Genomic DNA, 22,485 nt, shown 5'->3' with positions numbered 1-22,485 from the left:
CCCTGCCCTTGGTCGTCGCGTGGGGCCCCGGGGGGGGGGGGGGCCCGCCCCCCCCCCCCCGCGCCGCCCCACCGCCCCTCCCCCACAGGAAGGTCCCCCATGCCCGCCTCCGGCAGAACCCGGCGAGTCCGCAGGCTCGCGGGCCGCGCCCTGTCCGCCCTCCTGGGCCCCGTCCCCCTCACCCGCGACCAGGCCCTCGGGGCCTCCGAGCGGATCTCCGCCCTCACCTCCCTGGTCTCCAGCGCGGAGTACCTGTTCGACCGGCACCGCCACGGCCCCTCCCGGCTGAACGAGTGGGCCATCTCCCGCGACGGGTACGCCGGCTACGGCCGCCCCCTGCGGGCCGTGCTGGACCTCGCCTCCGACCGGCGCACCGCCACGGCCCTGCACGCCGCCCGCGTCGCGGTCGGCTCGGCGCTGCTGCTCCCCGGCCGCGGCCGCTGGCGCGGGGCGGGCGCCCTCTTCCTCGGGGTGAGCGGGACGCTGCTCTACCCCTCCCTGCGCTACGGCACCGACGGGTCGGACCAGGCGGCGATCGTGGTGCAGACCGCGACCGGCCTGGCCCGGATCTCCTCCTCGCCCGCGGTCAAGGACGCGCTGATGTGGTACGTGGCCGGGCAGTGCACCCTCTCGTACCTGTTCTCCGGCTGGGTCAAGCTCCTGGGCCGGGAATGGCGGACGGGCGACGCCCTGTCGGGGGTGATGCGCACGCGCACCTACGGCCACGAGGGCGTCTGGAGGCTGACCCGGAGGTTCCCGCGGGCCTCCCGCCTGGTGGCGCACGGCGTCCTGGCCCTGGAGTGCCTCTTCCCGGTGCTCTACGCCAGGGGCGGCGCGCTGGTCCGGCCGGTGCTCGGGTCCGTCCTCCTCTTCCACGTGGCCAACGGGGTCGTCATGGGCCTGGGGCGGTTCCTGCCCGCCTTCGCCGCCATGTACCCGATGGTGATGTACACCAGCGCCCCGCGCTCCCTGCCCGCCACGGCCGACCGCGACGACCGCCTGCCCGCGGTGGCGGGGCTGCTGGCGCTGGGCACCGCGGCCGCGTCCGCCGCGGTCGCCGCCCACCGCCGCGCCACCGTCCTGGACCACCCGGAGCCGGGAGGCCGGGTCACCACCCGCCACGGCAACACCATCGCCTACCACGGGACCGCCTCCGCGGACCGGACGGACCCGGTCGTGGTCTTCGTGCACGGCCTCGGCGCGATCCCCCTGCACTTCAGCTGGTACACCCGGGCCCTCAACGAGCAGGGCCGGCAGTGGCTCGTCCCCGGCAGGGCGGGCTACGGCGCCAGCCGCCGGGGGGCGACCGGGCCCTACACCCTCGACGAGTCCGTCGACGACCTGGTGGACCTCGTCGCCGGGGCGGTGCCCGAAGGGCGCCGGGTGGTCCTGGCCGGGCACTCCCTGGGCGGCGAGATCGCACGCCGGGCCGCGGCCGTCCTCGGGGAGCGCGTGCACGGCGTCGTGTACCTCGACAGCTCGCACCCCGACCAGCTGCACCGGTCGAACCAGCAGGCGGAGAACTCCGCCAAGGTCGGCGGGGCGCTGCGCACGGTGGCGGTCAGCCTGCGGCTGGGGATGGGCGTGCTCATGTCCACCCCCTCCTGGGTGCGCAGCCTGCCCGACCAGGTACGGGCCCGGGCGCTGACCGAGACCGTCGACTCCCGGGTGTGGAACGCCGCGCTCCGGGAGTGGGAGGCGGTGGAGCGGGACTTCGGCGACTTCTCCGGTCCGCTGGAACCCCTGGACGCGCACGCCCTGGTGCTGTCCGCCCAGCACACCGTGGAGCGCGACCCCGACCACCTGGAGCTGCACCGCGAACTCGCCGCCGCGCACTCCGCCGACCGGACCGTCCGCTGCGCCGTCATCCCCGGCAGCGACCACGACGACCTGCTGACCGACCCCTACCACGCGGCCCGGGCGGCCGGGCTCCTGCTGGACTTCCTGGCCGAGAGCACCGGGACCGCCCCCGCACCGACCACGACGGAGGAGCGATGACCCCCCGCACCACCGCACGCCGCCCCCTCCTGGGGGGCACCGGAGGCCTCGTCCGCCTGGCCGCCGCGGCCCTGCTGGTGGGCACCATGTGCGCCCAGCACCCGCACCCCTCGTTCAACCGCGTGCGGCGCATGGACCCGCTGTCCACGCTCTTCCCCAACTGGTGCTTCTTCGCCCCGACCCCGGCCCGGCACGACTTCCAGTTCTACTACCGAACGCTCTCCGAGGCCGACGAGACGTCGGAGTGGGTCCCGCTGGAGGTCATCGTCGGCCGCCGCCTGCGGCAGTTCGCCTGGTACCCCGAGCGGCGCTCGGAGAAGGCCGTCTTCGACCTGGGGACCGAGGTGCTGCGCCACCTCGACAAGGGGTTCGGCCCGGCCGGGACCCTGCCCTCCTACCGGATCCTGTGCTCCCACCTGGGCGACGTGATCGCCGCCTCCGGGGGCGCCCCCGTCAAGGGCTTCCAGTTCTCCCTGACCCGCAACGCCGGATACGACGACTCCGAGGAGCCCGAGGTCCTCTTCGTCTCGCCCTACACGCCCCTGCGCCGGACCCCGGCGAGCGGGGTGGAAGGAGTCCCCGCATGACCGCCGACACCGGATGGGCGACCGGCACCGAGGAGTCCGGCGCCGTCGCGGACTGCGGCTACGGGCGCGCGTTCGCCCGCTTCTACGACCGGCTCTTCCCCCAGGACGGCTCCGACCGGGTCACCGCCGCGGCACTGGCCGGCCTGCACCCGGGGGGCGCCACCCTGGAACTGGGCGTGGGGACGGGCCGGATCGCGGTGCCGCTCTCCGCGCTCGTCGGCGAGGTGACCGGCGTGGACTCCTCGCCGGAGATGCTCGACCGGCTCCGGGAGGCGGTCGCCTCCACCGGGGCGCGGGTCCGGCCCGTCCACGGGGACATCCGCGTCTACGAGGACGGCGCCGGGTACGGGCTGGTCTACTGCGTCTGCGGGACGCTGTCCCAGATCCTCACCCCCGAGGAGCAGCGGGCGGCCGTGCTCCGCGCGGCCCGGCGGCTCGCCCCCGGTGGCACGCTGGTCGTGGAGACGCACAACCCCGGGTTCGTGGCCGCCCTGCACGAGGGCCGCCTGCGGGCCTCGTTCTACATCCCCTACCCCGAGCCCGGAACCGGGGTGCAGACCTACTCCACCCTCATCCCCGAACGGACGCTGTGGCACACCACGCACCTGTGGCACGAGGGCGGGAACGTGCACCCGGGCACGGAGATCACCCGGCTCACCACCCCCGAGGAGGTGGACCGCTACGCGGAGCAGGCCGGGCTGGTCCCGGTCTCCCGGTGGGGCGACTGGTCGGGCGGGGCGTTCGACGAGGCGTCCAGCCCCGTCCACATCAGCCACTACACGGCGGCCGGGAACGGGGGCGGCCGGTGACGGCGCCGCGCGGTGAGGGGATCATCGCGGGGCTGGCCCGGGGGCAGCGGCGCCTGCTCGGGGCGGGGATCGCCGTGGGCGCCGCGGGGGTGGTCACCACGCTGGCCCAGCCCGCGCTCCTGGCCGGGCTGATCCAGGCCGCCGGGCAGGGCCGGCCGCTCACCGGACCCATCGTCCTGCTGGTGGCCCTGTTCCTGGCGGACGCGGTGCTGTCGTCGTCCCAGGGCGTGCTCATCGGCCGGGCGGGGGAGAACATCGTCCGCGACACGCGGGTCCTGCTGTCCGGCAGGGTCCTGCGCGCCGACCTCGCCCACCTCGACGGGCAGAGGATGGGTGACGTGCACACCAGGCTGGTCGGGGACACCTCCCTGATGAAGGTGTCCCTGACCCAGAGCCTCGCGCAGATCATCCTCAACGGGATGGTCGTGCTCGGGTGCGTGGCCATGATGGCCTGGACCGACCCGGGCCTGATGCTCTTCACCCTGGCCTGCCTGGGCGTCGCGGCGTTCGGCGGCGTCGGGCTGGCGCGGGCGCTGCGCCGCGCGGCCCTGGCCAACCGGGAGGACACCGGCGCGTTCGGCGCCGACCTCCAGCGCGTGCTCACCGCCCTGCCCACGGTCAAGGGGGCGGGCGCCGAGGACGCCGAGCAGGAGCGGCTGGCCGGCCTGGCCGACCGGGCCCGCGCCTCCGGCAACCGCGTCACCGTGCTCAACGCCCTGTTCACCCCGGTCCTGAACGTCGGGCTCCAGGCGTCGCTGGCGGCCGTGCTGGGCATCGGCATGGTGCGCGTCGCCACGGGGACGGTGGACCCGGCGGCCTTCACCGCGTTCACCATGTACCTCTTCTACCTCGTGTCGCCTCTGGTCGTGGTGTTCATCTCGATCGGCACCCATCTCCAGGGCCGGGCCGCCCTGGAACGGGTGGACGAGCTGAGCCGGCTCCCGCAGGAGGACGCCGGCGTCGGGGCGGTCGCGGCGCCGGCCCCGCCGGACCCGGCCGGCGGCGACCGCCCCGCCGTGGAGCTGCGCGACGTCGTCTTCGCCTACGGGGACCGCCCCGTGCTCGACGGCGTCTCCTTCACCGTCCCGGCCCGCGGCCTCACCGCCCTGGTGGGCCCCTCGGGCGCGGGGAAGACGACGGTGTTCCAGCTCATCGAGCGGTTCTACCGGCCGAGCGGCGGGAGCGTGCTGCTGGACGGCCGCGACATCGCGCACCTGCCCACGTCCCACGTCCGAGACCGGGTCGGCTACGTCCAGCAGGACAGTGTGGCGATGACGGGGACGCTGCGGGAGAACATCGCGTACGGGGCGCCGGACGCCACCGACGACGACGTCCGCGAGGCCGTCGAGCTGGCGGGGCTGGCCGAGGTGGTCGCGTCCCTGCCCGACGGGCTGGACACGCTCATCGGCGACCAGGGGAACGGCCTGTCGGGCGGCCAGCGCCAGCGGCTGTGCGTGGCCCGCGCCCTGGTACGGCGGCCCGAGGTCGTCCTGCTCGACGAGGCCACCGCCCACCTGGACGCGGAGGCCGAGGGGGCGCTCCGCGACAGCCTGCGGCGCATCGCGCGCCGGTGCGCCGTGGTCGCCATCGCCCACCGCATCTCGACCGTGGCCGAGGCCGACCGCATCGTCGTCCTGGAGGGGGGCAGGGTCAGGGCCGTCGGCCGCCACGCGGACCTGCTCCGCGAGGACGGCCTGTACCGCCGCCTGGCCACCGCGGCCCTGGTGCACGACCCCTCCGGGGAGGCACCGGGTACACCAGAACCCACCGGTTCCCACAGTTCAGGAGTCTCGGTATGAACCCGCATCCCGCCGCCCCGACCCGGGCCGCGACCGGCCCCGCGCCCCTGCCCCGGGGCAACGGGTGGCAGTGACATGACCGTCCGGGAGGACCGCACGTGAGCGAGTTCGACGCCGCCGTGGTCGGCAGCGGGCCCAACGGCCTGGCCGCGGCGGTCACCCTGGCCCGCGCCGGACTGCGCGTCGTGGTGTACGAGGCCGCCGAACAGCTCGGCGGCGGGCTGCGCGGCGCGGACCTGTTCGGCACCGGCGTGGTCCACGACGTCTGCTCCGCGGTGCACCCCATGGCCGCCGCCTCGCCGTTCTTCCGGGGCTTCGGCCTCGCCGAGCGGGGAGTGCGCCTGCTGCGGCCCGAGGTCAGCTACGCCCATCCCCTGGGCGGGGACCGGGCCGCCCTGGCCTGGCACGACCTCGACGCGACCTGCGCCGGGCTGGGCCCGGACGGGCCGCGCTGGCGCGCGCTGATGGAGCCCCTGCTCGCCCGCGGCCGGGACATGGTGGAGCTGCTGCTCTCCGACATGCGCCTGCCCGGCGGCCTGCGGGCGGCCCCGGCCACCGCGGTGCGCACGCTCCTCATGGGGACCCGGGCGGGCTACGCGCTCTTCCGGGGGGAGGAGGCGCCCGCGCTGCTGGCCGGGACCGCCGCCCACGTCCTGGGGCCGCTGCCCTCGCTGCCCGGGGCCGCCGTCGGACTGCTGCTGGCCCAGCTCGCCCACGGGCCCGGGTGGCCGCTGCCCGAGGGCGGCGGCCGGAGCATCGTCACGGCGCTGGCCGACGACATCCGGGCACACGGCGGGACCCTGGTCACCGGAGAGGAGGTCACCGACCTGCGCCGGCTCGGCGGTGTGCGGGCCGTCCTGCTGGACACGGCGCCGACCGCCCTGCCGCGGCTGGCGCCGGGGCGGCTGCCCCCGGGCTACCTGCGCGCTCTGAGCCGCTACCGGTACGGGCCCGCCGCGGGCAAGGCCGACTTCCTGGTATCGGAGCCGATCCCCTGGGCGGCCCCCGGCGTCGGGCGGGCGGGGACCGTGCACCTGGGGGGGACCGCCGCGCGGATCCTCCGCCAGGAGACGGCGAACGCGCGCGGGATGCGGGGGGAGGAGCCGTTCGTGCTCGTGGTCGACCCCGCGGTCGCGGACCCCGGGCGCGCGGTCGGGGGCCTGCGGCCCGTCTGGGCGTACGCCCACCTGCCCCCGGGCTCCGAAGAGGACCCCCTGCCCGTGGTCAGGGCGGCGATCGAACGGTACGCGCCGGGGTTCGCCGACACCGTCGTGGCCGAGCGCGGCATGTCGGGGGCCGACTACGCCCGCTACAACCCCAACTACGTGGGCGGGGACATCGGCACCGGCCTGATCTCGCTGCGGCAGAGCCTGCTGCGGCCGGTCCCCCGGTGGGACCCGTACCGGACGCCGCTACGGGGCGTCTACCTCTGCTCGGCCGCCACTCCGCCGGGGCCGGGCGTGCACGGCATGAGCGGGTTCCTGGCGGCCCGCTCGGCGCTGCGCCGGGAGTTCGGCCTGCGGGTCCCGTCGCTCGCCCCGGAGGGGGCGCGGGGGTCGGCGCGCTGAGCGCGGGCCCGCCCCCGGCGGCCGCGTGCCGCGCCCCGGGGGCCGGGGGGGCGGGGGCGGGTGCGGGCTGCGGGGCGTCAGACCCAGCCGCGCTCCCGGGCCTCCAGCGCGGCCCGGGCCCGGTTGTTGGCCTGGAGCAGGGTGAGGAGGTCGGAGATGTGCCGCCGGTAGGTGCGCAGCGACATGCCCGCGCGCCGTGCCCCGGTCTCGTCCTTGCTGACCGTGCACATCAGCTCCAGGACCCGCAGCTGGGCCTCGGTCGGTGCGGCGGTGTCGGAGCCCTCTCCCAGGAGTTCGCCCAGGTCGCGGGCGTCGTCCCACAGCCGGTCGAAGTAGCGGACGAGGCTCTCCACCAGGCTCGCCTCCTCGACCCGGAAGGCGCCCCGGCCCGAATCCCGGGGGTCCAGGGGGACCAGGGCCGTCCGCCGGTCGTAGACCAGCATCAGGTCCGAGAGCCGGTCGGCCACCCGCACCTGCGCCCCGGCCGCCCGCAGCACCCGCAGGTGCTCCAGCGTCGCCGCGTCCCCGGCCGCGTCGGCGCGGACGAGGTTGCGCAGGGCCACGCCCCGGCGCAGGCACCGCAGGTCGAGCGGGCGGGCGTGCCGGATGTTCTCCGGGGACAGGACGTCGTAGGGCTCGCTGGCCAGGATCTCGGTGCGGGCCGTGAACGCGAGCTGGTCGATGTGCGTGCGCACCAGGGGCAGGGTCTCCAGCCTGACCAGCGCTCCCCCCGCTCCGGCGGCGGGCGCCCGCCCCCGCGGCGGATACGGGCCGTCCTGCTGCAACGACCGCATGATGGGGCCGATGTCCGCGATCTCCCGGATGGTCGAGTGGACGCGCTCCAGCCGGTCCTCCGACAGCCGGGCGACCGCCGCGGCGGGGTCGGCGGCCCACACGCCGTCCCCGTCCCCGTGCAGCAGGCCCAGCCCCCGCAGCCTGGCCACCGCGGCGTCCACCTCCGCCCCGCCCCGCGGGACGGCCGGGCGCGCGGTCGCCTCGGGCGAACCGGGGTTGCGGAGGAAATGGCGGTAGACGTCCTCTTCGACACCGTTCAGCCCGAGCACGGACATGGTGCGAGTCTCCATGACGCTCTCCGAGTCCGGTCCCGGCCACGCACCGGAACCACGGGGAAAAGCTAACCGAGGCCCGCTCGGTCGCGGTCTCATGAACGTCTCATCCTCTCTCACGGGGAACAGGGGGGTTCCCGGCGCCGCGGGCCCCTGCTTCAATGGGCCCCTCACCGCGCCCCCTCCCCCGGAAGGCAACGCGAGATCCCATGCACGCCCCACCGGCCGCCGCTCCCCCACGGCAGACCACACCGGAGGATCTGCTGGGCGCCCTGGAGCGCCATCCCCTGGTGAACCTCGTCGGCCCCCTGGGCTGCGGGAAGTCGTCGCTGGCGGCGCGCCTCGCGCCCCTGCCCGTCGTGGACCTGGAGTCGCCCGGCGCCGCCGACGCCCTGCGGAGCGCGCTCGCCGAGGACACCGCGCGTCCCCTGGTCGCGGACGGCGCCGACGGGCCCGCCGGCCTGGCGGCGCTGGACGCGCTGCGGGACCGGGCACCGGGCGGCCGCCCGGTGCTGGTCGTGTCGCGGCGCTCCCTCCTGTCCCGCCCGGGATGGGCGCTGTCCGGGGCCCGGGTGGTCCCGTTCCGCACGCTGCGCGACGAGGAGGTCCGCGGCATCGCCGAGCGCGCCCAGGTGCACGACCCGCGCGCTCTGGGGGTCGTCACCGACCTCGCCGCGGGCAACCCGTTCATCGCCGAGGCCGCCTGCCGCGCGCTGCACGGGGGCGCGGCCGCGGAGCCGGGCGCGGTGGCGGTCCGGGTCGCGCCCGAGATCCTGGACCGGCTGGACCGCGAGGCGCCCGGCCGCGCCTGGGCCGACGCCCTCCAGGACCTGGCCAGCGTGTGGGGCGGCGACCAGGAGACGATCGGCGTCGACGGCGAGGCGTTCGCCGCCCTCGCCGGGCTGAGCGTGGTCTACGGCACCGAGGCGGGCCTGGTCCTGTCCGAGCCCTTCCGCCGGGTGCTGGCGCTGGCCCGCCGGACCCGGCAGCCCTCGGGCCACCGCGAGACCCGCGGCCGCGCGGCCGCCCACCGCCGCAGGATGCTGCTGGAGGAGCCCGCCGGACCGCGGCGCGGCCGGATCCTGGAGGGCATCATCGCCCTCTCCGACGAGGAGGCGGTGCAGGCGACCCTCTTCCCCGGCAGCCCCGAGGACGGGCTCGTCCGGCCCGCCTCGGCGGACGACGCGGACACGGTCGGCGAGCTCATGAACCGGTGGGCCGGGCACAGCGGGCTGGACCCGCGGCGCACGGACCGGCTCGTGGAGGGGTGGATGCGCACCGATCCCGACGGTTTCCTGCTCGTCCACGACGCGCGGGGGGAGCCCGTGGGCGTCAGCGGCCTGCTGCGCGTGGAGGACCGGACGATCGACTCCGTGGAACCGCTCCTGCAACAGCACACCGACACCCTGCTCACCCGGTACGCGGGCGCCGGCCACAGCCTGCTCCTGGGGGCCGCCTTCTGCCCGGACCGGGGGCTGCACGCCCAGCTGCTGCGGTCCATCCTGCACCGGGTGATGGCGCTCGGCCTGTACCTGACGGTCTCCACGGTGAACCCCGGCTACCAGCGGCTCCTGCACGCGCTGAGGTTCCGGCACCACGGCGGCACCGTCGAGGACGTCTACCGCTGCGGCCGAGGCCCGGAGGTCCACGGCCAGGACTTCGGCTCGGACGCGTTCCTGGAGTGGGCCGAGCGCCTGGCGGCGCCCGCCGCGGACGCGGGCGGCGCGGGCGCGCTGGGGCGCGAGGTCCGCCACGCGCTGACCCACATCGACTCGCCCGGGCGGCTCCGCGGCACCCCGCTGCTGGCCCTCAGCGGCGCCGCCTCCCCGGCCGACCTGCGGGCGCGGCTGCGCGAGGAGGTGCGCGCCCTGGCCGCGAGCGGTTCGGCGGAGGAGGCCGAGGCCGGCCGGATCCTGGAGCACTACTACCTGGACGGGGTGCGCGGCCACGAACGGCTCGCGATCCGCCTCCACCTGAGCCGGGCCACGTACTTCCGCAGGCTGCGCTACGGCCTCGAACTCATCGGTCTGCGGCTGGTCCGGGAGTGACGGCGGGCGCGCCGGGGCCCCCGGGCGCGCGGGAGCGGTCCGGGCCGCGCCGCAGGCGCCGGGCGACCCGCGCCGCCAGGGCGTCGTCCCCGCCCAGCTCCGCCAGCAGCGCCCGCCACACGGAGGAGTGCGTGAGCGCCGGGCGGTCGGCCGCCTCCCCCAGTTCCAGTACGAGCCGCCGCATGAGCCGGTAGTCGTCCCGGTCCAGGTCCACGCTGATGCGCACGCGGTCCGGGCGCTCCCCGCCGCCGCTCACCCGGTCCGCCCGGGGCGCACGCCGCAGGGCCGCGCCGGCCCCGCCGCGGAGAGTGTGTCCATGGCCGACGACCCTACCCGCGGCCCCGCGCCGCCGGAAGGGTTCCGCCCGGCAGCATCCTGCCACCGCGGTCCCACCGCTCCGGGACGTGCGGCGGCGGTCCGGCGCGACGTGTCCCGGCGGAGGGCCTCCCCGCACTCCGCCGTGCGGGTCCGGCACGCCTAGGACGGGGACGGGCCGCGGCGTGCCCTGATCCCCTCCAGCAGCAGGTCGATCCCCTGGTCGAAGTAGGCGTTCTCCACGGCGAGGGCGTCCGAGCCCGACACCGCGGCGGCGCGCGCCTCCTCGTGCACCTCCGGGGCGCTCGACCGGGTCGCGCGCATCGCGACGGTGGTCGTGGCGGCGCCGAGGATCTGGTTGGCGACCGCCCGGATCGCGACCGCCTGCGCCTCCTCGTCCTCCCCGCTCCTCTCCAGGGCCGCGATGACGCGGCGCGACAGGGCGACCGCGTTCGGGCCGATCAGCGGCCGGGAGCCGGCGAACTCCGCCGCCCAGGTGTGCGCGGTCAGCGCCGAGTAGAACCGGCGGGCGGTCTCCCTGACGGCGGTGTCCCACGGCTCGTCCGGACCCGGCAGCGCCGCGGCGGCCGCGGCCAGGATCTCGTCCACGGCCAGGTCCACCAGGTCCTCGCGGCGCTCGACGTACCAGTACAGGCTCGTCGCGTGCACGCCGAGTTCGGCGGCGACCTTGCGCATGGTCAGCGCCGGGGCGCCCTCGCGGTCCAGCAGGGCGATGGTCGCGGCGACGATGCGCTCGCGGCTGAGCGCGGGCTGGGATCTCCGGCGGCGCTCGGGACGGTGGAAGACGCTGTCGAACTGCTGTTCGGGTGCGGTGTCGGTCATGACCTACAGCCTAGCGGGAATCCTACGTTGTATGTCGTTCTCAAACAGTGTAGGTTTCCGGCCATGGACACCCACTCCCCTGTCACGCAGACCCGCCCCCACTCCCCCGCGCCCTCCGCCGACACGGCCCCCGTCGACGCGGCGCGCACGACGGCCGTCGACCCCCGCGGCCTCAGCGCGTTCCTCGTGATCGCCTTCGCCTTCTCCTGGACCGCCTGGTGGGCGGGCGACCTCCTGCTCCAGGGCGGCGACCCGATGCCGGCGGTGATCGCGGGCGGCTTCGGGCCGATGGTGGCGGCGGTGGTCGTCACGGCCGCCACCCAGGGCCGCGCCGGGGTCGGCGCCCTCTTCCGGCGCTACTCGATCGGGCGCCGCGGCGCGCTCCTGCCCTACGCGATCGCGTTCCTGGCCCTACTGGCCATCGCGGGCGCCGCCGCGATCCCGGTCCTCCTGGGGAACACCGCCCTGGACCGGGACCTGCTGCGCGCGGCACTGGTCATGGTGCCCGCGCAGTTCGTGCTCATCGCGCTGGCCGGCGGCGGCAACGAGGAGCTGGGCTGGCGCGGGTTCGCCCTGCCCCGGCTCCAGGGCGTCCTGTCCCCGACGGCCGCCAACGTGATGCTCGGAGCGATCTGGGCCGTGTGGCACGCGCCGCTGTTCGCGATGGCCGGCACCCTCCAGGCGGACATGCACTTCCCCGCCTACGCGCTGCTCTGCGTCGGCCTCACCGTCATCCTGGGCAACGTCTTCAACTCCGCCCGCGGCGGGGTGCTGGCCCCGGTGCTCGCCCACGCCGCGATCAACGTCGTCTCCGGCCTCAAGGCGGTCGTGGCGGGCTCCCCCGCCGGGGCGGTCGAGGTAGCGCTGGTCGGGCTCGTCGCGGTGGCCCTCGTGGTCGTCACCCGCGGCCGCCTGGGCCTGCCCCGGTCCGGCCGCGCCGGCTAGGACCCGGCCCCGACCGCACGGGCCCGTGGCCGCGAGCGAACGCTCGCGACCGCGGGCCCCGCCGTACCCGGATGCGGCACGGCCCGAGCCGGGAGAAGCGAACGCGAAGCGTCGGACGAAGGCATGGCGCGGGGCGTCGGCCGGGTCGCACGGGGGCAGTGCACACTGACATGTCCGCCCCGGAAACGTCCCCGGGCGGGAAAGGTGAGAGCCGGCGAGGGGACTTGAACCCCTAACCTGCCGCTTACAAGGCGGCATCTCTACAATCGGCCCTGACCTGCGCTGACAGTGCTGCCAGCCGGTCAAGAAACCCTCTAGGCGGAATCTGTTATCCACCATAGGCGGCCAACCCCGCCCCCGCAGAGGATTCCCGAAAATCCGTGGATAACCACCCCGAACACAGAACGCCCCGGACCGCACGCGGCCCGGGGCACACCCCTCTATGACACCCTCACCACCCGGCCGAGCGCTCCCTCTCCGCCACCGCCCGAGGGATCGACACCACCCGGTAGGCGGCCTGCCCAAACCGCTTCTCGGTCACGAACAGTGCCCCCTCCCACCCGGCCGGAGTCCCCATCCGCCGCGCCAGCCGGAGCACCTCGTCCTCCTGGCGCCCGTCACACCCCTCGGGGAAGTACGACAGCTCCACCCGCGCCGCCTGCCCGACCGGCAGCCGCGGGTCCGCCTCCAGGAAACGCGCCAGCGCCCGCAGCCCCTCCACCAGCTCCCGCCGCTCCACCATCCCCGCGTCCGCTCCGGCCCGCAGGCACGGCCCACTCCATCGCCCGGCCCCAGCCTCTCCACGCGCGCCCACCGCCTACAGCCGAACCCCGTGCCGACACCGCACCCGCCCCGACTCCCACATGCCAACCCCTCTCCCCGGCAGAACAACCCTTCCACCCGAGAAAGAAGCCACCCCACCCCCGAGATTGGAAACCCACCCCCCGAGAATCCACTAGGGAAAACGGCATCGGAACGGCGTGGACAGCGCGATGGGCGGCACCCCCGGAGGAGCACCGCCCATGAGGAAGACCCCTGGTCAGGGGGAGAGGGCGAACGCGGGCAGGTCGGCCGGGACCATGCCGGGTTCAACAGGCAGCGCGGCCCACACCGCGCGGCCCAGGTCGATCGTGTTCTCGTGAGGGCCCAACGTGTAGGAACCCCACCGCACGGCAAGGGCCTCGATCAGCAGCAGGCCCCGCCCGTCCTCCGAGGCACACCACAGGTCCCTGGTGTCCTGCTCGGGGATATGCGGCGAGCCGGCCGCGCCGCCGTCGTCGAGCACGGCCAGCCAGAGGACGCGCTCATCGATCAGGGCCAGCGCCCGGTGGAAGCAGGGCCCGGCGGTGTGCTCCACGGCGTTGGCCGCCAATTCGCCCAGGCACAGCAGGGCGGTGTCGATGGTGTCGGTGCTGAAACCGGCTAGGTCCCGGGCCAGGTCGTGACGGGCCCGCCCGACGTGGGACAGGGCTCGGGGGTAGGTGCGGTGCTCCCACCAGGTGCGTGCCACGGCGGGCGGGGAGAGTACGAGCGTGGTCATGGAATCCCCCGTTCAGGCCCGCTGGGCCAGGTAGGCGCGGATGCGGTCGGTCAGCTCGGCGAACTCGTCCTCCGCCGGTTCGGAGTCTGCTGCCGGGGGCGTGGCCGGGTAGTCCTCCGGCTCGGCCGGACGCGGCCGGGGAACGGCGGTGCGTCCGAGGTAGGGGCGCACCAGAGCTCCGGCGATCTGGTCGGGGTCGGTGTCCACCCTGTCCTCCGCCTCGAAGGGGGCGCGGTGTCCTCGGTATGCCTGCTCCCAGCGGGCTGAGGCGGTGGATGCGCCGACCTCCCAAGCGCGCTGTTCGGGGAAGCCGGGCGGACCGGCGAGCAGATCACCTCCTCGCCTGCCCCGCTCGAGAGCGCCACGGGAGGTCCGCGCCGGGGGCAACGCTCGCGGAGCCCCATCGTTGGGCCTGGCCGGTCGGGGGATGAAGAAGGCGGCCAGAGCGGTGGCCAGCAGCGCTGCGGTCAGGGCCCACACGCGCCCGGCCATGCTGTGGCAGGGTCGTCGGTGGCGGCCGGTAGTAGGGTGTTCCACGGTCTCCTCCTGGTGTAGTCAGGTGGTGATCGCGCCCCGGTCCGGTGTTACAGCACCGGTCGGGGCACCTGTGTTCTTCGGTTGTCGTGGACTGCTCCAGCGCGGGTGTCATTGGCCCCGAAAGGCTGCGCTTCCCGCACCGTCGAGTACCTCGTGGAGGTCGTCGCCCCGGATGTTCGGGGTTCTTCTCAGGCAGCCTGACCCCACCGGCTGTCGGTGAGGTCGTAGGCGAGGAAGAACCACACCTGCCGCAGCTCCGCGATGCCGTTGTCACCCCACTCGGTGGCCAGGGCATCCACCATGGCCAGGCCGCGCCCGTGCTCGGCGCCGGGAGTCAACCCGCGCGGGTCGGGGGCCAAGGGGTGCGCTTGTCCGGCCGGGGTGGTCCGACCCGAGGCGTCGCCCTGGTCGGCGCAGGTGAGGTGGAGCCCGCTGCTGCGGCGTCGGCAGGTGAGCGTGTAGCGGCCGTGCGGGCGCCCGGAGCGGGAATGGCGCAGAGCGTTGTTGACCAGCGCCGAGCCGAGCAGGGTGAACAGGTACCGGTAGTCGGCGTCGCGGTGGGCCGCGCAGGTGTTGAGGAATGCGCGCACCAGCGGCAGGAGTTCGAGGCTGGACCCGAACTCGTAGCGGCGGGTGGTGTAGGCGGCCCGGTCGGGGTCGTGGTGGAAGTAGTGCCGGACCCGGGCGGGGACCACGTCCCACAGCGGCAGGGTGGCCTGCGGCAGCGGCGGGAGGTCGGTGGCCCACGGGTCACGGGTGTGTACGGCGCTCATGGGGGCCATGGCGCGATTCCTTTCTCTGAAACCAGCGTCCGGCGCGTGCCGGCCCTTGGGCTTTTCCATGGGGCGGAGGCTCTCGGCACGTGCGCGTGCGTCAGGGCGGTTCAAGCCAGCGACGGGAGACCCGTCATCTGTTGCTCCCGGGGGAAGTGGCTGACGGGTGCGGTCGCCGCATCACCAGCATGCACGATCAATTTACGTACAGCAATCTTTTCTCAGAGAAAAATTTACGCACAGGAACTATGGCATCCTGAGGCCAAGCCACTCACGGCCCTGCCCAGAGGACCGTCTCCGCGATCACGACCACCAGGAGCCTTCGTGCCCGACGAACCGTCTCTGCGCCAGCGATGGCTGGGAACCCGCCTGGAAGCCCTGCGCCGCGAAGCCGGTTTCTCCCTCCAGGAGGCCTCGCGCGCGGCCCAGCGGTCGACGGCCTCCCTCAGCCGTATCGAGAACGGCGTCGTCGCTCTCCCCGCGCGCGATGTGCGTCCCCTGCTCGACGCCTACGGGGTGGAGGACCGTGACGCCCGGGAGACCCTGATCGCCGTCGCGGGCGAAGTGGAGGCCGAACGGAGGGGCTGGTGGGTCGAGCACAGCGACACCCTGTCCCCCTCCTACCTCGACCTGCTCCGCCTGGAGGCGACGGCGTCGGAGGTGCGCACCTACGAGACCAGCGTGATCCCGGGCCTGTTGCAGCACGAGAACTACGCCAGGCGCGCCGTCGCCCTCACCAGCAGTACGGAGCTGAGCGAGAACGCCTTGGAGAGGTTCATCGCCGTGCGCCGACAGAGGCAGCGGATCCTCCACCGGGACAAGGAGCCGACCGCTCTGCACGCGGTCATCCACGAAGCCGCGCTCCATCAGACGCTGGACGCCCCCGAGGTGCTGGCCGAGCAGTTGGTCCTGTTGCAGGAGCTGATGTCCCGCCCCCTGATCACCGTGCAGGTCCTTCCCCTGTCCGCTCCCCATCCGGCTTTGGCCGGGGCGTTCACCCTGGTGGAGACGCACCGGCTGACCTGGGTACACGTGGAGTTGCAGACCAGCGACGTCTACTTGGAGGCTCCACAGAGCGTCGCCCCCTACATCGACTGCTTCAAAGCGCTGACCGAGCGGGCGCTTTCGCCCACCGAGTCCGTCAAGGCGATCAACGCCAGGCTCGACGCCCTGACACCGACCCCCGCTACCGCAGAATAAAGATCATGAACAGCACACTCCGTTCTTCCTGGTACAAGAGCAGCTACAGCACGGCGCAGTCGAACTGCGTCGAGGTGGCCGAGAGCACGGCGGGGAACGCTGTACGGGACTCCCAGCACCCCGAACTCGGACATCTGGACTTCCCTGCCGGGGAGTGGTTCGGGCTGCTCGCCCCGCTCAAGCAGCGAGTGAACCCGTAACCCCTATCGCGTTCAGACGAGGAGCAGGCAGCGGTCCCAGGCCAGGGCCGATGCTCTGCCCGCCAGCACCATGGTGGTCCCCTCTTTTCCTTCCAGCAGCCCCGATTCCCGATGCGGGAACGGGGCCGCGGCGTGTTCGCGTACGCCCGGTAGATGCCGTTCCAACCGCTGCTCCGGTCGAACTGCGGGCTGGTCTTCGGACATGCGTCGAAGGACTTGGAGCACTCCGGCGGGGCCGTGGCACAGGCCGCCGTCGGTGAAGTGGTTCCCGAGGAGAGGGTCAGACAGGCAGGTGTCCATGACCTGTTCGGCGTGGAGGCGGCGAGCGGTGTCCCCGAGGGCCAGGGCGGCGAGCTGCCGGGCTCGGGCGATGCCTGGGGTTCCGTAGCACCAAGAGGGCGGGCCTGGCCTGGTGAGCGGTGCGGGGTGGCCTTTGGAAACCCATCCAGGCCACCAGGTGCGCTCTCCGTCGTGGTGCTCGTGCTCGTCCAGCGCGGCGCACAGCCGCTCCAGCGCTTCGGCGTGTCCGTCGACAGTGCGTCCGTCTCGGTGAGTGAGGGCGAGGAAGCCCAGGACTCCGGAGATGCCGTGGGCCGTGCCCAGGTTCGCGTGCCCCTCGGGGAAGTCGGGCTCGGAGTGCGTTCGGGGCCCGTGGTGAACCCACCATCCGGCGCGTTGGCGGTGGTCGTAGCGGATAGGCCGGGTGAGCCGCACCAGGTAGCGCAGGACGTCATCGAGAAGGTCACCGTCGGGATCGATGCCACGGAGGGCGACGCCGAGGCCGGTAAGCCCGGTGATGAGGTCGTACTCGGCGAAGGAGGTGAGACGGCCGTCCTCAAAGCGCCGGGTTGCGGCGGCCAGCCGGTGACGGGCGAGGGCGATCAGGTGTTCGCGGACAGTGGCGCGAGCGCTGCGGTAATCCTCGGGATGCGTCAGGGAGAGGACGAAGGCGACCGCGGGCAGCCCGTGGAACAGGGTGTTTCGGCCTGCGGGGTCGACGGGCCCCTCTGCCAGCGCCGTGCGCAGGAGGGTGTGCACGGTTTCGGGCGGGGAACCGGCGGCCAGGTACAGCAGGGCTGTCCCTAGCGTTCCGCCGTTCAGGGACAGCGGAGACGTGTCCGCGGCGGTGAGGTTGCTGTCAGGTGCGGTCATCGTCGGAGTACTCCAGGTGGCGGCGCGCCAGGGCGAGTGCTCGGGTGAGGGCGAGCAGGTCGTGTTCGTCGTCGCGGTCGGGGCCGTAGGCGCGGTTGTGGTGCATGTGCCACAGAGACGGCACGACCTGCAGCGGGTGGTTCAGCCGCTCCCGGTAGGCGGCCAGGGCGCGGTCCCGCTCGTTCCAGGACGCGGTGACCAGTGCGGGGAGGCTGGCGGGGCGGGTAAGCAGGTGTCGGGCAGCGCTCAGGGATGGCCGATCGACGGGGTTTCGGGGGCGGGGCAGGGTGGCGACGGCCCAGGGGGTGTCCGCGCCCATGGCGTCGGCGATGCGTAGCAGGGACAGGGCCATCAGGGCTCGACTCTGTGAAGGGTCGCCGTATGTGGTGTGGTGTTGGGCGAGGGCTGCGCGACTGTCGTGGACGAAGGCGTTCTCGGCGGCCTCCATGGCGGGGCCGTGGCCGTAGCGGTCGTATTCGGGCCGGTAGATGTGCAGGGCCAGGTCGTGGAGCAGCCCGGCACCGATCAGGTCGTGGCACCAGGAGGTGACGGCCTGGTGGAGGTCGGTGTGGCCGACGGAGCGCAAGCGGAGCCGCAGGTGCGGGCCTTGGTGGTCGCGGTAGCGCACGAACCAGAAGCGGAGTTCGTCCCCGGCCCGGTGTTCCAGAGCGGGGAGTTCGGCCAGGATCTGGGGGAACAGGGACGGGTCGGCGTACAGGTGCGCTGAGACCCATGAGGTCCCGATGGCCTCGCGAGCCGGTGCGGTGCGGACGGTGACGGCGGCCGGGGGTCGTGTGGGTGGCGTGGTGGTGCCGACGGGGATGACGAGTTCGTGCGCGTGCCCGTCGCACCAGGCGAAGTCCGCGGGAGACGGCGTCTCGGTGAGGAGCGCGTGGTCGTGTCGATCGAGGTGGGTCTCCACGAGGGAGCGGTGGGCGGCGTCCTCCAGGTCCAGGGGCAGGTGGCGTTCGCCTTCGACCAGTGCCGCGTAACGGGGTAGCGGCAGGTGGGCACGGGTGCGGGCGGTCGGCCAGGTGGCGGGGGTCAGGCGCCAGCGGGCCGGGGCCAGGACGGTGCGGCTGGCGCGGAGCCGGGGCAGGAACGGCAGCCGACGCAGCGGTTCGGGCCAGGGATCGCAGGTCAAATAGAGCGCGGTGCGGGCGCGCGGTAGTTCGGTGACGAACCGGGCCAACGGGTGGGTGTAACCCAGGACGTTCAACGCGGTGGGGTGAAACGGCTCCAGCACCCGTCCAGTGGGGGCGTGGACCAGCCGCAGGTGATCCGGGGCGATGTGCACGGCTAGGTCCCCGGGGAGGAGAACCTCGGTCTCGGGGCTGGCGGGCGGGTGGACGTCGATCGCCAGCACTGCAGGAGTGAGGACAGGTGTCCCGCACAGGTGGGTGGCGATATCGGCCATGGGTGGGGCGAGTACCTGGACTGGGAGAGCGCCCTGGGTGAGGGCGGGCAGGTCGGGGCCGGTGACAGCGGCGTCCATGCCGTCGAGGTGGGCGAAGCGTCCGGTGAGTGTGCCCACGCCTTTGGAGATGCCGGTGACCCATAGCTGATAGCGGCCTTGGTCGACGTCGAACGGTGAGGTAGCGACCAGGTGGGCTCGGATCTCGACGTGGGCGGGGACGGCTTTCGGTGTATGCGTGCTCAGGTGTGCCCAAGCGGGATCGTCCAGGTCCAGTTCCGTGTGGCCGTGGCGTGCGGCGGTGGCTGCGGCTTCCGCAAGAGCCGAGTCGAGTTTCCCCGGCACCGAAGGTGCTGCGGGAAGGCGCGTGTGACGGTAGGAAGCGGGATACCCCAGGCCCGCCGGGCCGGTCAGGGTGAGGAGGTCGACTCGAGCGTTCTGACCATAGGTCTCCAGGCAGCGCTGGTGGTAGTCGACCCAGGCGGGTGGGCCTTCGGGGTGTGGAGACAGGTGGGCGGCGAGGGCGGCGGCGTGGGCCGCCTCCTTGGCGACATCGCGGTGAACGGTGATGGTGGCGCGGAGCCTGACATCGACCGCATCCGTGCTCGAGGTACCTCGGGAGAAACCGTCCAAGGAAGGCGGCGATGTCGCCGAGTCGAGAAGCAGGCGCTGATCGAGGAAATGGTCCACCAGGGCGGTCGTCTTCTCCACGGGGGCATCGGGGAAGGCGGCGGTGAGCACCTTGTGCAGGTGCGTGAGCGGAACCGGCGTACGCGCTGTTTCCGCCAGCAGGGAGACGGCCGAGGTCAGCCGCAGTGAGACCGCGGCGGCCTGATCGGGGGTGCGCGGGTGTGGGCGGTGGTCCAGTCGCAGGCGATCCCCATGGACGCGGACGGTCTGCGCCAGCACCACGGATCGCTCCACTCCCCTGCTGTCTTCCGGGAGCTGGGCCCGTACCAGCCCGGGTCGAGGCACCTCCTGGTGATGTCCGCACCAGGTCACGGAGGTCTCAGCACCCAAGGTGAGAGGAGCGACTCCGGCGAACAGTCCGAACGGTGTCGCCCGGCAGTGGGCGCGCAGCAGGTACCGCACCAATGCGAAAGCGGTGCGCCGTGCCCGCGCCTCCTCCATCCGGTCGGAGTCGACCAGGCGCTGTAAGGCCTCGATCAGGGAGGGGCTGGCGATGCTCAGCGCCCTCATCAGTTCGCGGTCGCCGAGGAGGCCGACGGCCCAGGTGCGCAGCTCGGCCGGCGACCCGGTAGCGGGGTCGGGGCACGCGGGAAGGCGGGTCCGCGGTTGGGTCGCCGCACGCAGGGAAGGCGTGATCGTGGTGAGGGGGACGTACACCGGCACTCCGTTCCATGTCATAGAGGGCGAAAAGAGGGGCGCGCCCCACTCCGCTGGAGTGGAAGGGCGCGCCCCGGTGCGCGGGGTGGCTCAGCCGTTGTCGGTGCAGCTGGGAGCGCAGGCGGACTGGCAGGTCTGGCCGCAGCCGTCGTTGGTCATCGACCACAGAGCCTGGTCCACGACCGGAATCTCCACCCGCAGGTCCAGGTCGAACGGGTCGGTCGTCGTGGTGCGCAGGGCGCGATCGCGTCCGAGGGGTACCAGTCCGGTGTCGGTGCGGTCGGCGATGAGGGTGCTCATCAAGGGCTCCTTACATGTCGTTCGAGGGTCGGCGGTCCCAGCTCAGGACCGTATGGGTGTGGCGTTTGGTCAGGACCCGCCCCGGGGGCAGGTCGGCGGCGGGAGTCGAGGCGGGGAACAGTTCGATGTGCGGGCCGGGGCCGCCCCGGTGGTCGCCGTCCCAGCGGCTGATCAGGTCGGTCAGGCGCTGAGCGACCTGGATGGCGCGGGGTCCGTGGCCGACGGCGCCGAACTCCCACCTCTCCTGGCCGGTGAGTCGGCGCAGGATGCGATAGGCGAAGCTCACTCCGTCGGTGTCCACCAGAGCCGGGGTGCCGGTCAGGACGATGGGGCGGATCAGCCCAGCCTGGATGGCTCCGCGCTGAGCGGTCAGCAGCGCCCAGCCATCGGCCGTCGACGCCAAGAACAGGTCCAGGCCGTCGGTGGCCTCCTCGGCTCCGACCGTCACCCCGGACCAGACCTCGGACGGGTCGGTGTTAAGCGCGGCGCGCAGCGCGTCGATGTCGGCTTGCGGACCGTCCTCCAGGCGCAGTCCCACTTGAGCACCGTCGCGTTCGTGGAGCAGGGGCATGGGCTCCCAGTGCTCGCCCGCGCCCTGCATGCGGACGAACCCGCACGGGTCCACAGCCACGGCCCGCCAGCGGCCGTGGAAGGCGGTGCGTTCCAGGGTGAGGCAGCGGGTGAGCCCGCGTACCCTCATCGGGACGACCAGGCGCCCGTCAGGGGCGAGCTGGGCGTCCCAGGCCGGTGACAGGTCCCAGGCGCCGGCGGTGACGATGATGCGGTCGAACGGGGCACGGGCGGCGAAGCCGTGTTCTCCGTCGGCGACCGCCAGGTGCACATCTTCGACGGCGGCTTCGGCCAGGCACTGTTCGGCGCGGGCGATGACGTCGGGGTCGATGTCGATGGAGGTGACCTGCCCGGAGGGACCGACGAGTTCGCGGACCAGAGAGGCGTTGTAGCCCCCGGAGCCGATCTCCAGAACACGCTGGCCCGGGTGCAAGTCGGCCCGGTACAGCATGGTCGCGATGATCGAGGGCGCCGAGACCGAGCTGAGGGCCAGCCCGTTCTCCTCCTTGGTGACCACCGCCTGATGGCGGTCGTAGGCCTCGGCCAGGGGAAGCCCGGGCAGAAACACGTGTCGGGGTACGGTCCGAAGCGCCTGCTCCACGGCCGGGGACAGGGGTGGCTGCCCGAGCCGGGCGTGGTCGGCGACGATGGCGTCGACCATCGCCTCGCGCGCCCGGGTCGTATCGGTCGTGGAGGTGGCGGACACAGGGGTCTCCCAACGATCGGTGGCTGCCAACGGTCGGCCACGGGAGCCGTTCCGTTCGGCGGGACAGGGACGGTTGCAGTGTCCCGCGCCGGAGGGTGACGACCTATGCGCACGCGCATATTCTTCATGTTCGATTTATGCGCGGTGTTCGATTCAGGGGGTCTCGCTTGGTGCGATGACCTGACCAACGCAGTTGGGGTGCGGACCGCCGATCGGATTGAATCCGGTGGCGGAGGTGCTCACCTGTCAGGGGTGAGGTAGACGGTGGTCTTGTTCTCCAAAGCGAACAGGGCCTGGCGGGTGCGGGCCCAGACGTCTTTGCGAAGGCGCTCGGACGCCTCCTCAGGGGTGAACCATCCGATGGCGCCGACCTCGGGGTCCACCGGGTGCAGGTCCGCTGCGCGCTCGGACGTCAGCGTTCCGCCATCGAAGACGAACATGAGCAGGTCGTCCCAGGGATCGCGGGGTGGCGTCCACTCCACGCACAGCAGGTCCCCAAGGACGACGTCCAGACCGAGTTCCTCGCGCACCTCGCGCAGGGCGGCCTCATGAGGGGACTCGTTGGCCTCGGCCATGCCTCCGGGGAGATCCCAAAAGGGCTTGTAAGTGGGATCGACCAGCAGCAGGCGTCCCTGTTCGCCGTGCAGGATGACTTTGGCGGCGACACGCTTTCGGGCCTGGAACTGGTTGCCCTCAGCTAGCGTGCGGCGCCAGGCTGCGGGATCGCGAACGTAGAGGGGTTCCTCTTCTCTGTCACCGTTGGCCAT

At 73.5% G+C, this 22,485-nt stretch carries 21 protein-coding genes and 1 tRNA gene; 9 read left to right on the top strand and 13 right to left on the bottom strand.

Going from position 1 to position 22,485, the window contains the following annotated elements; all coding sequences use genetic code 11:
- Positions 1–99 precede the first annotated feature (99 nt).
- From ACFVNO_RS00565 to ACFVNO_RS00545, 5 genes are all read left to right on the top strand, one after another.
- Entirely contained in the window at positions 100–1,998 is a 1,899-nt protein-coding gene (locus ACFVNO_RS00565; protein ID WP_378888135.1) for an alpha/beta fold hydrolase, read from the top strand.
- Positions 1,995–2,585 carry a hypothetical protein gene (locus tag ACFVNO_RS00560; RefSeq protein ID WP_378888133.1) on the top strand — a complete coding sequence of 197 codons (591 nt, stop codon included), beginning with the start codon at positions 1,995–1,997 and terminating at the stop codon, positions 2,583–2,585. Before ACFVNO_RS00565 ends, ACFVNO_RS00560 begins: the two co-directional genes overlap by 4 nt.
- On the top strand, positions 2,582–3,394 hold the full coding sequence (locus ACFVNO_RS00555) for a class I SAM-dependent methyltransferase (protein ID WP_378888131.1): 813 nt from the start codon (positions 2,582–2,584) through the stop codon (positions 3,392–3,394). Before ACFVNO_RS00560 ends, ACFVNO_RS00555 begins: the two co-directional genes overlap by 4 nt.
- Entirely contained in the window at positions 3,391–5,193 is a 1,803-nt protein-coding gene (locus ACFVNO_RS00550) for an ABC transporter ATP-binding protein (protein WP_378888129.1), read from the top strand. Before ACFVNO_RS00555 ends, ACFVNO_RS00550 begins: the two co-directional genes overlap by 4 nt.
- A 98-nt stretch (positions 5,194–5,291) precedes the next feature.
- Positions 5,292–6,761: a phytoene desaturase family protein gene (locus ACFVNO_RS00545; RefSeq protein WP_378888126.1), complete on the top strand. Its 1,470-nt coding sequence runs from the start codon at positions 5,292–5,294 to the stop codon at positions 6,759–6,761.
- 77 nt (positions 6,762–6,838) lie between these two features.
- On the opposite strand, the gene ACFVNO_RS00540 is transcribed toward ACFVNO_RS00545, so the two are convergent.
- Positions 6,839–7,846, bottom strand: a complete 1,008-nt coding sequence (locus ACFVNO_RS00540; RefSeq protein ID WP_378888123.1) for a hypothetical protein — start codon at positions 7,844–7,846, stop codon at positions 6,839–6,841.
- Between the two features lie 191 nt (positions 7,847–8,037).
- Between ACFVNO_RS00540 and ACFVNO_RS00535 the strand changes: the two genes are divergently transcribed.
- Positions 8,038–9,876 carry a hypothetical protein gene (locus ACFVNO_RS00535; protein WP_378888120.1) on the top strand — a complete coding sequence of 613 codons (1,839 nt, stop codon included), beginning with the start codon at positions 8,038–8,040 and terminating at the stop codon, positions 9,874–9,876.
- Here ACFVNO_RS00535 and ACFVNO_RS00530 read toward each other — a convergent pair.
- Both ACFVNO_RS00530 and ACFVNO_RS00525 read right to left on the bottom strand, forming a co-directional pair.
- Positions 9,848–10,102, bottom strand: coding sequence for a hypothetical protein (locus tag ACFVNO_RS00530; protein WP_378888117.1), 255 nt, complete (start codon positions 10,100–10,102; stop codon positions 9,848–9,850). The two genes, ACFVNO_RS00535 and ACFVNO_RS00530, sit on opposite strands and share 29 nt — an antisense overlap.
- A 251-nt stretch (positions 10,103–10,353) precedes the next feature.
- The gene (locus ACFVNO_RS00525; RefSeq protein ID WP_378888114.1) at positions 10,354–11,034 is read right to left on the bottom strand and encodes a TetR/AcrR family transcriptional regulator C-terminal domain-containing protein; all 681 of its coding nucleotides are present in this window, start codon (positions 11,032–11,034) and stop codon (positions 10,354–10,356) included.
- 63 nt (positions 11,035–11,097) lie between these two features.
- Between ACFVNO_RS00525 and ACFVNO_RS00520 the strand changes: the two genes are divergently transcribed.
- The gene (locus ACFVNO_RS00520) at positions 11,098–11,979 is read left to right on the top strand and encodes a CPBP family intramembrane glutamic endopeptidase (RefSeq protein WP_378888111.1); all 882 of its coding nucleotides are present in this window, start codon (positions 11,098–11,100) and stop codon (positions 11,977–11,979) included.
- A gap of 209 nt (positions 11,980–12,188) precedes the next feature.
- Here ACFVNO_RS00520 and ACFVNO_RS00515 read toward each other — a convergent pair.
- The 5 genes from ACFVNO_RS00515 to ACFVNO_RS00495 all read right to left on the bottom strand — a co-directional run bounded on the left by ACFVNO_RS00515 (position 12,189) and on the right by ACFVNO_RS00495 (position 14,838).
- A tRNA-Leu gene (locus ACFVNO_RS00515) sits at positions 12,189–12,250 on the bottom strand.
- A 180-nt stretch (positions 12,251–12,430) separates the two neighbouring features.
- Positions 12,431–12,721 (bottom strand): hypothetical protein, encoded by a 291-nt coding sequence (locus tag ACFVNO_RS00510; protein ID WP_378888108.1) that lies wholly within the window; start codon positions 12,719–12,721, stop codon positions 12,431–12,433.
- 297 nt (positions 12,722–13,018) lie between these two features.
- Positions 13,019–13,519, bottom strand: coding sequence for an ATP-binding protein (locus ACFVNO_RS00505; protein WP_378888105.1), 501 nt, complete (start codon positions 13,517–13,519; stop codon positions 13,019–13,021).
- 12 nt (positions 13,520–13,531) lie between these two features.
- Entirely contained in the window at positions 13,532–13,726 is a 195-nt protein-coding gene (locus tag ACFVNO_RS00500) for a hypothetical protein (protein ID WP_378888102.1), read from the bottom strand.
- 518 nt (positions 13,727–14,244) lie between these two features.
- Positions 14,245–14,838 carry an ATP-binding protein gene (locus ACFVNO_RS00495; protein WP_378888100.1) on the bottom strand — a complete coding sequence of 198 codons (594 nt, stop codon included), beginning with the start codon at positions 14,836–14,838 and terminating at the stop codon, positions 14,245–14,247.
- A gap of 315 nt (positions 14,839–15,153) precedes the next feature.
- On the opposite strand from ACFVNO_RS00495, the gene ACFVNO_RS00490 reads away from it, so the two are divergent.
- Together ACFVNO_RS00490 and ACFVNO_RS00485 are read left to right on the top strand one after the other, a co-directional pair.
- A complete protein-coding gene (locus tag ACFVNO_RS00490; RefSeq protein WP_378888097.1) occupies positions 15,154–16,029 on the top strand; it encodes a helix-turn-helix domain-containing protein in 876 nt (291 codons plus the stop codon).
- 5 nt (positions 16,030–16,034) lie between these two features.
- The gene (locus ACFVNO_RS00485; protein ID WP_378888094.1) at positions 16,035–16,229 is read left to right on the top strand and encodes a DUF397 domain-containing protein; all 195 of its coding nucleotides are present in this window, start codon (positions 16,035–16,037) and stop codon (positions 16,227–16,229) included.
- A 12-nt stretch (positions 16,230–16,241) separates the two neighbouring features.
- On the opposite strand, the gene ACFVNO_RS00480 is transcribed toward ACFVNO_RS00485, so the two are convergent.
- The 5 genes from ACFVNO_RS00480 to ACFVNO_RS00460 form a co-directional block, all read right to left on the bottom strand.
- Complete coding sequence (locus ACFVNO_RS00480; RefSeq protein WP_378888091.1) at positions 16,242–17,381, bottom strand: lanthionine synthetase C family protein; 1,140 nt, start codon at positions 17,379–17,381, stop codon at positions 16,242–16,244.
- A complete protein-coding gene (locus tag ACFVNO_RS00475) occupies positions 17,368–20,163 on the bottom strand; it encodes a lantibiotic dehydratase (protein WP_378888088.1) in 2,796 nt (931 codons plus the stop codon). Before ACFVNO_RS00475 ends, ACFVNO_RS00480 begins: the two co-directional genes overlap by 14 nt.
- A 69-nt stretch (positions 20,164–20,232) precedes the next feature.
- Positions 20,233–20,442 (bottom strand): FxLD family lanthipeptide, encoded by a 210-nt coding sequence (locus ACFVNO_RS00470; RefSeq protein WP_378888085.1) that lies wholly within the window; start codon positions 20,440–20,442, stop codon positions 20,233–20,235.
- 10 nt (positions 20,443–20,452) lie between these two features.
- Entirely contained in the window at positions 20,453–21,718 is a 1,266-nt protein-coding gene (fxlM, locus tag ACFVNO_RS00465) for a methyltransferase, FxLD system (protein ID WP_378888082.1), read from the bottom strand.
- 239 nt (positions 21,719–21,957) lie between these two features.
- Complete coding sequence (locus ACFVNO_RS00460; protein ID WP_378888079.1) at positions 21,958–22,485, bottom strand: NUDIX domain-containing protein; 528 nt, start codon at positions 22,483–22,485, stop codon at positions 21,958–21,960.

It is taken from the genome of Nocardiopsis sp. NPDC057823 (assembly GCF_042797335.1).
In the GTDB taxonomy this organism is placed as follows: domain Bacteria; phylum Actinomycetota; class Actinomycetes; order Streptosporangiales; family Streptosporangiaceae; genus Nocardiopsis; species Nocardiopsis changdeensis.
The sequence above is the reverse complement of the archived record's forward strand: the minus strand, read 5'-3'. Positions and strand labels throughout refer to the sequence as shown.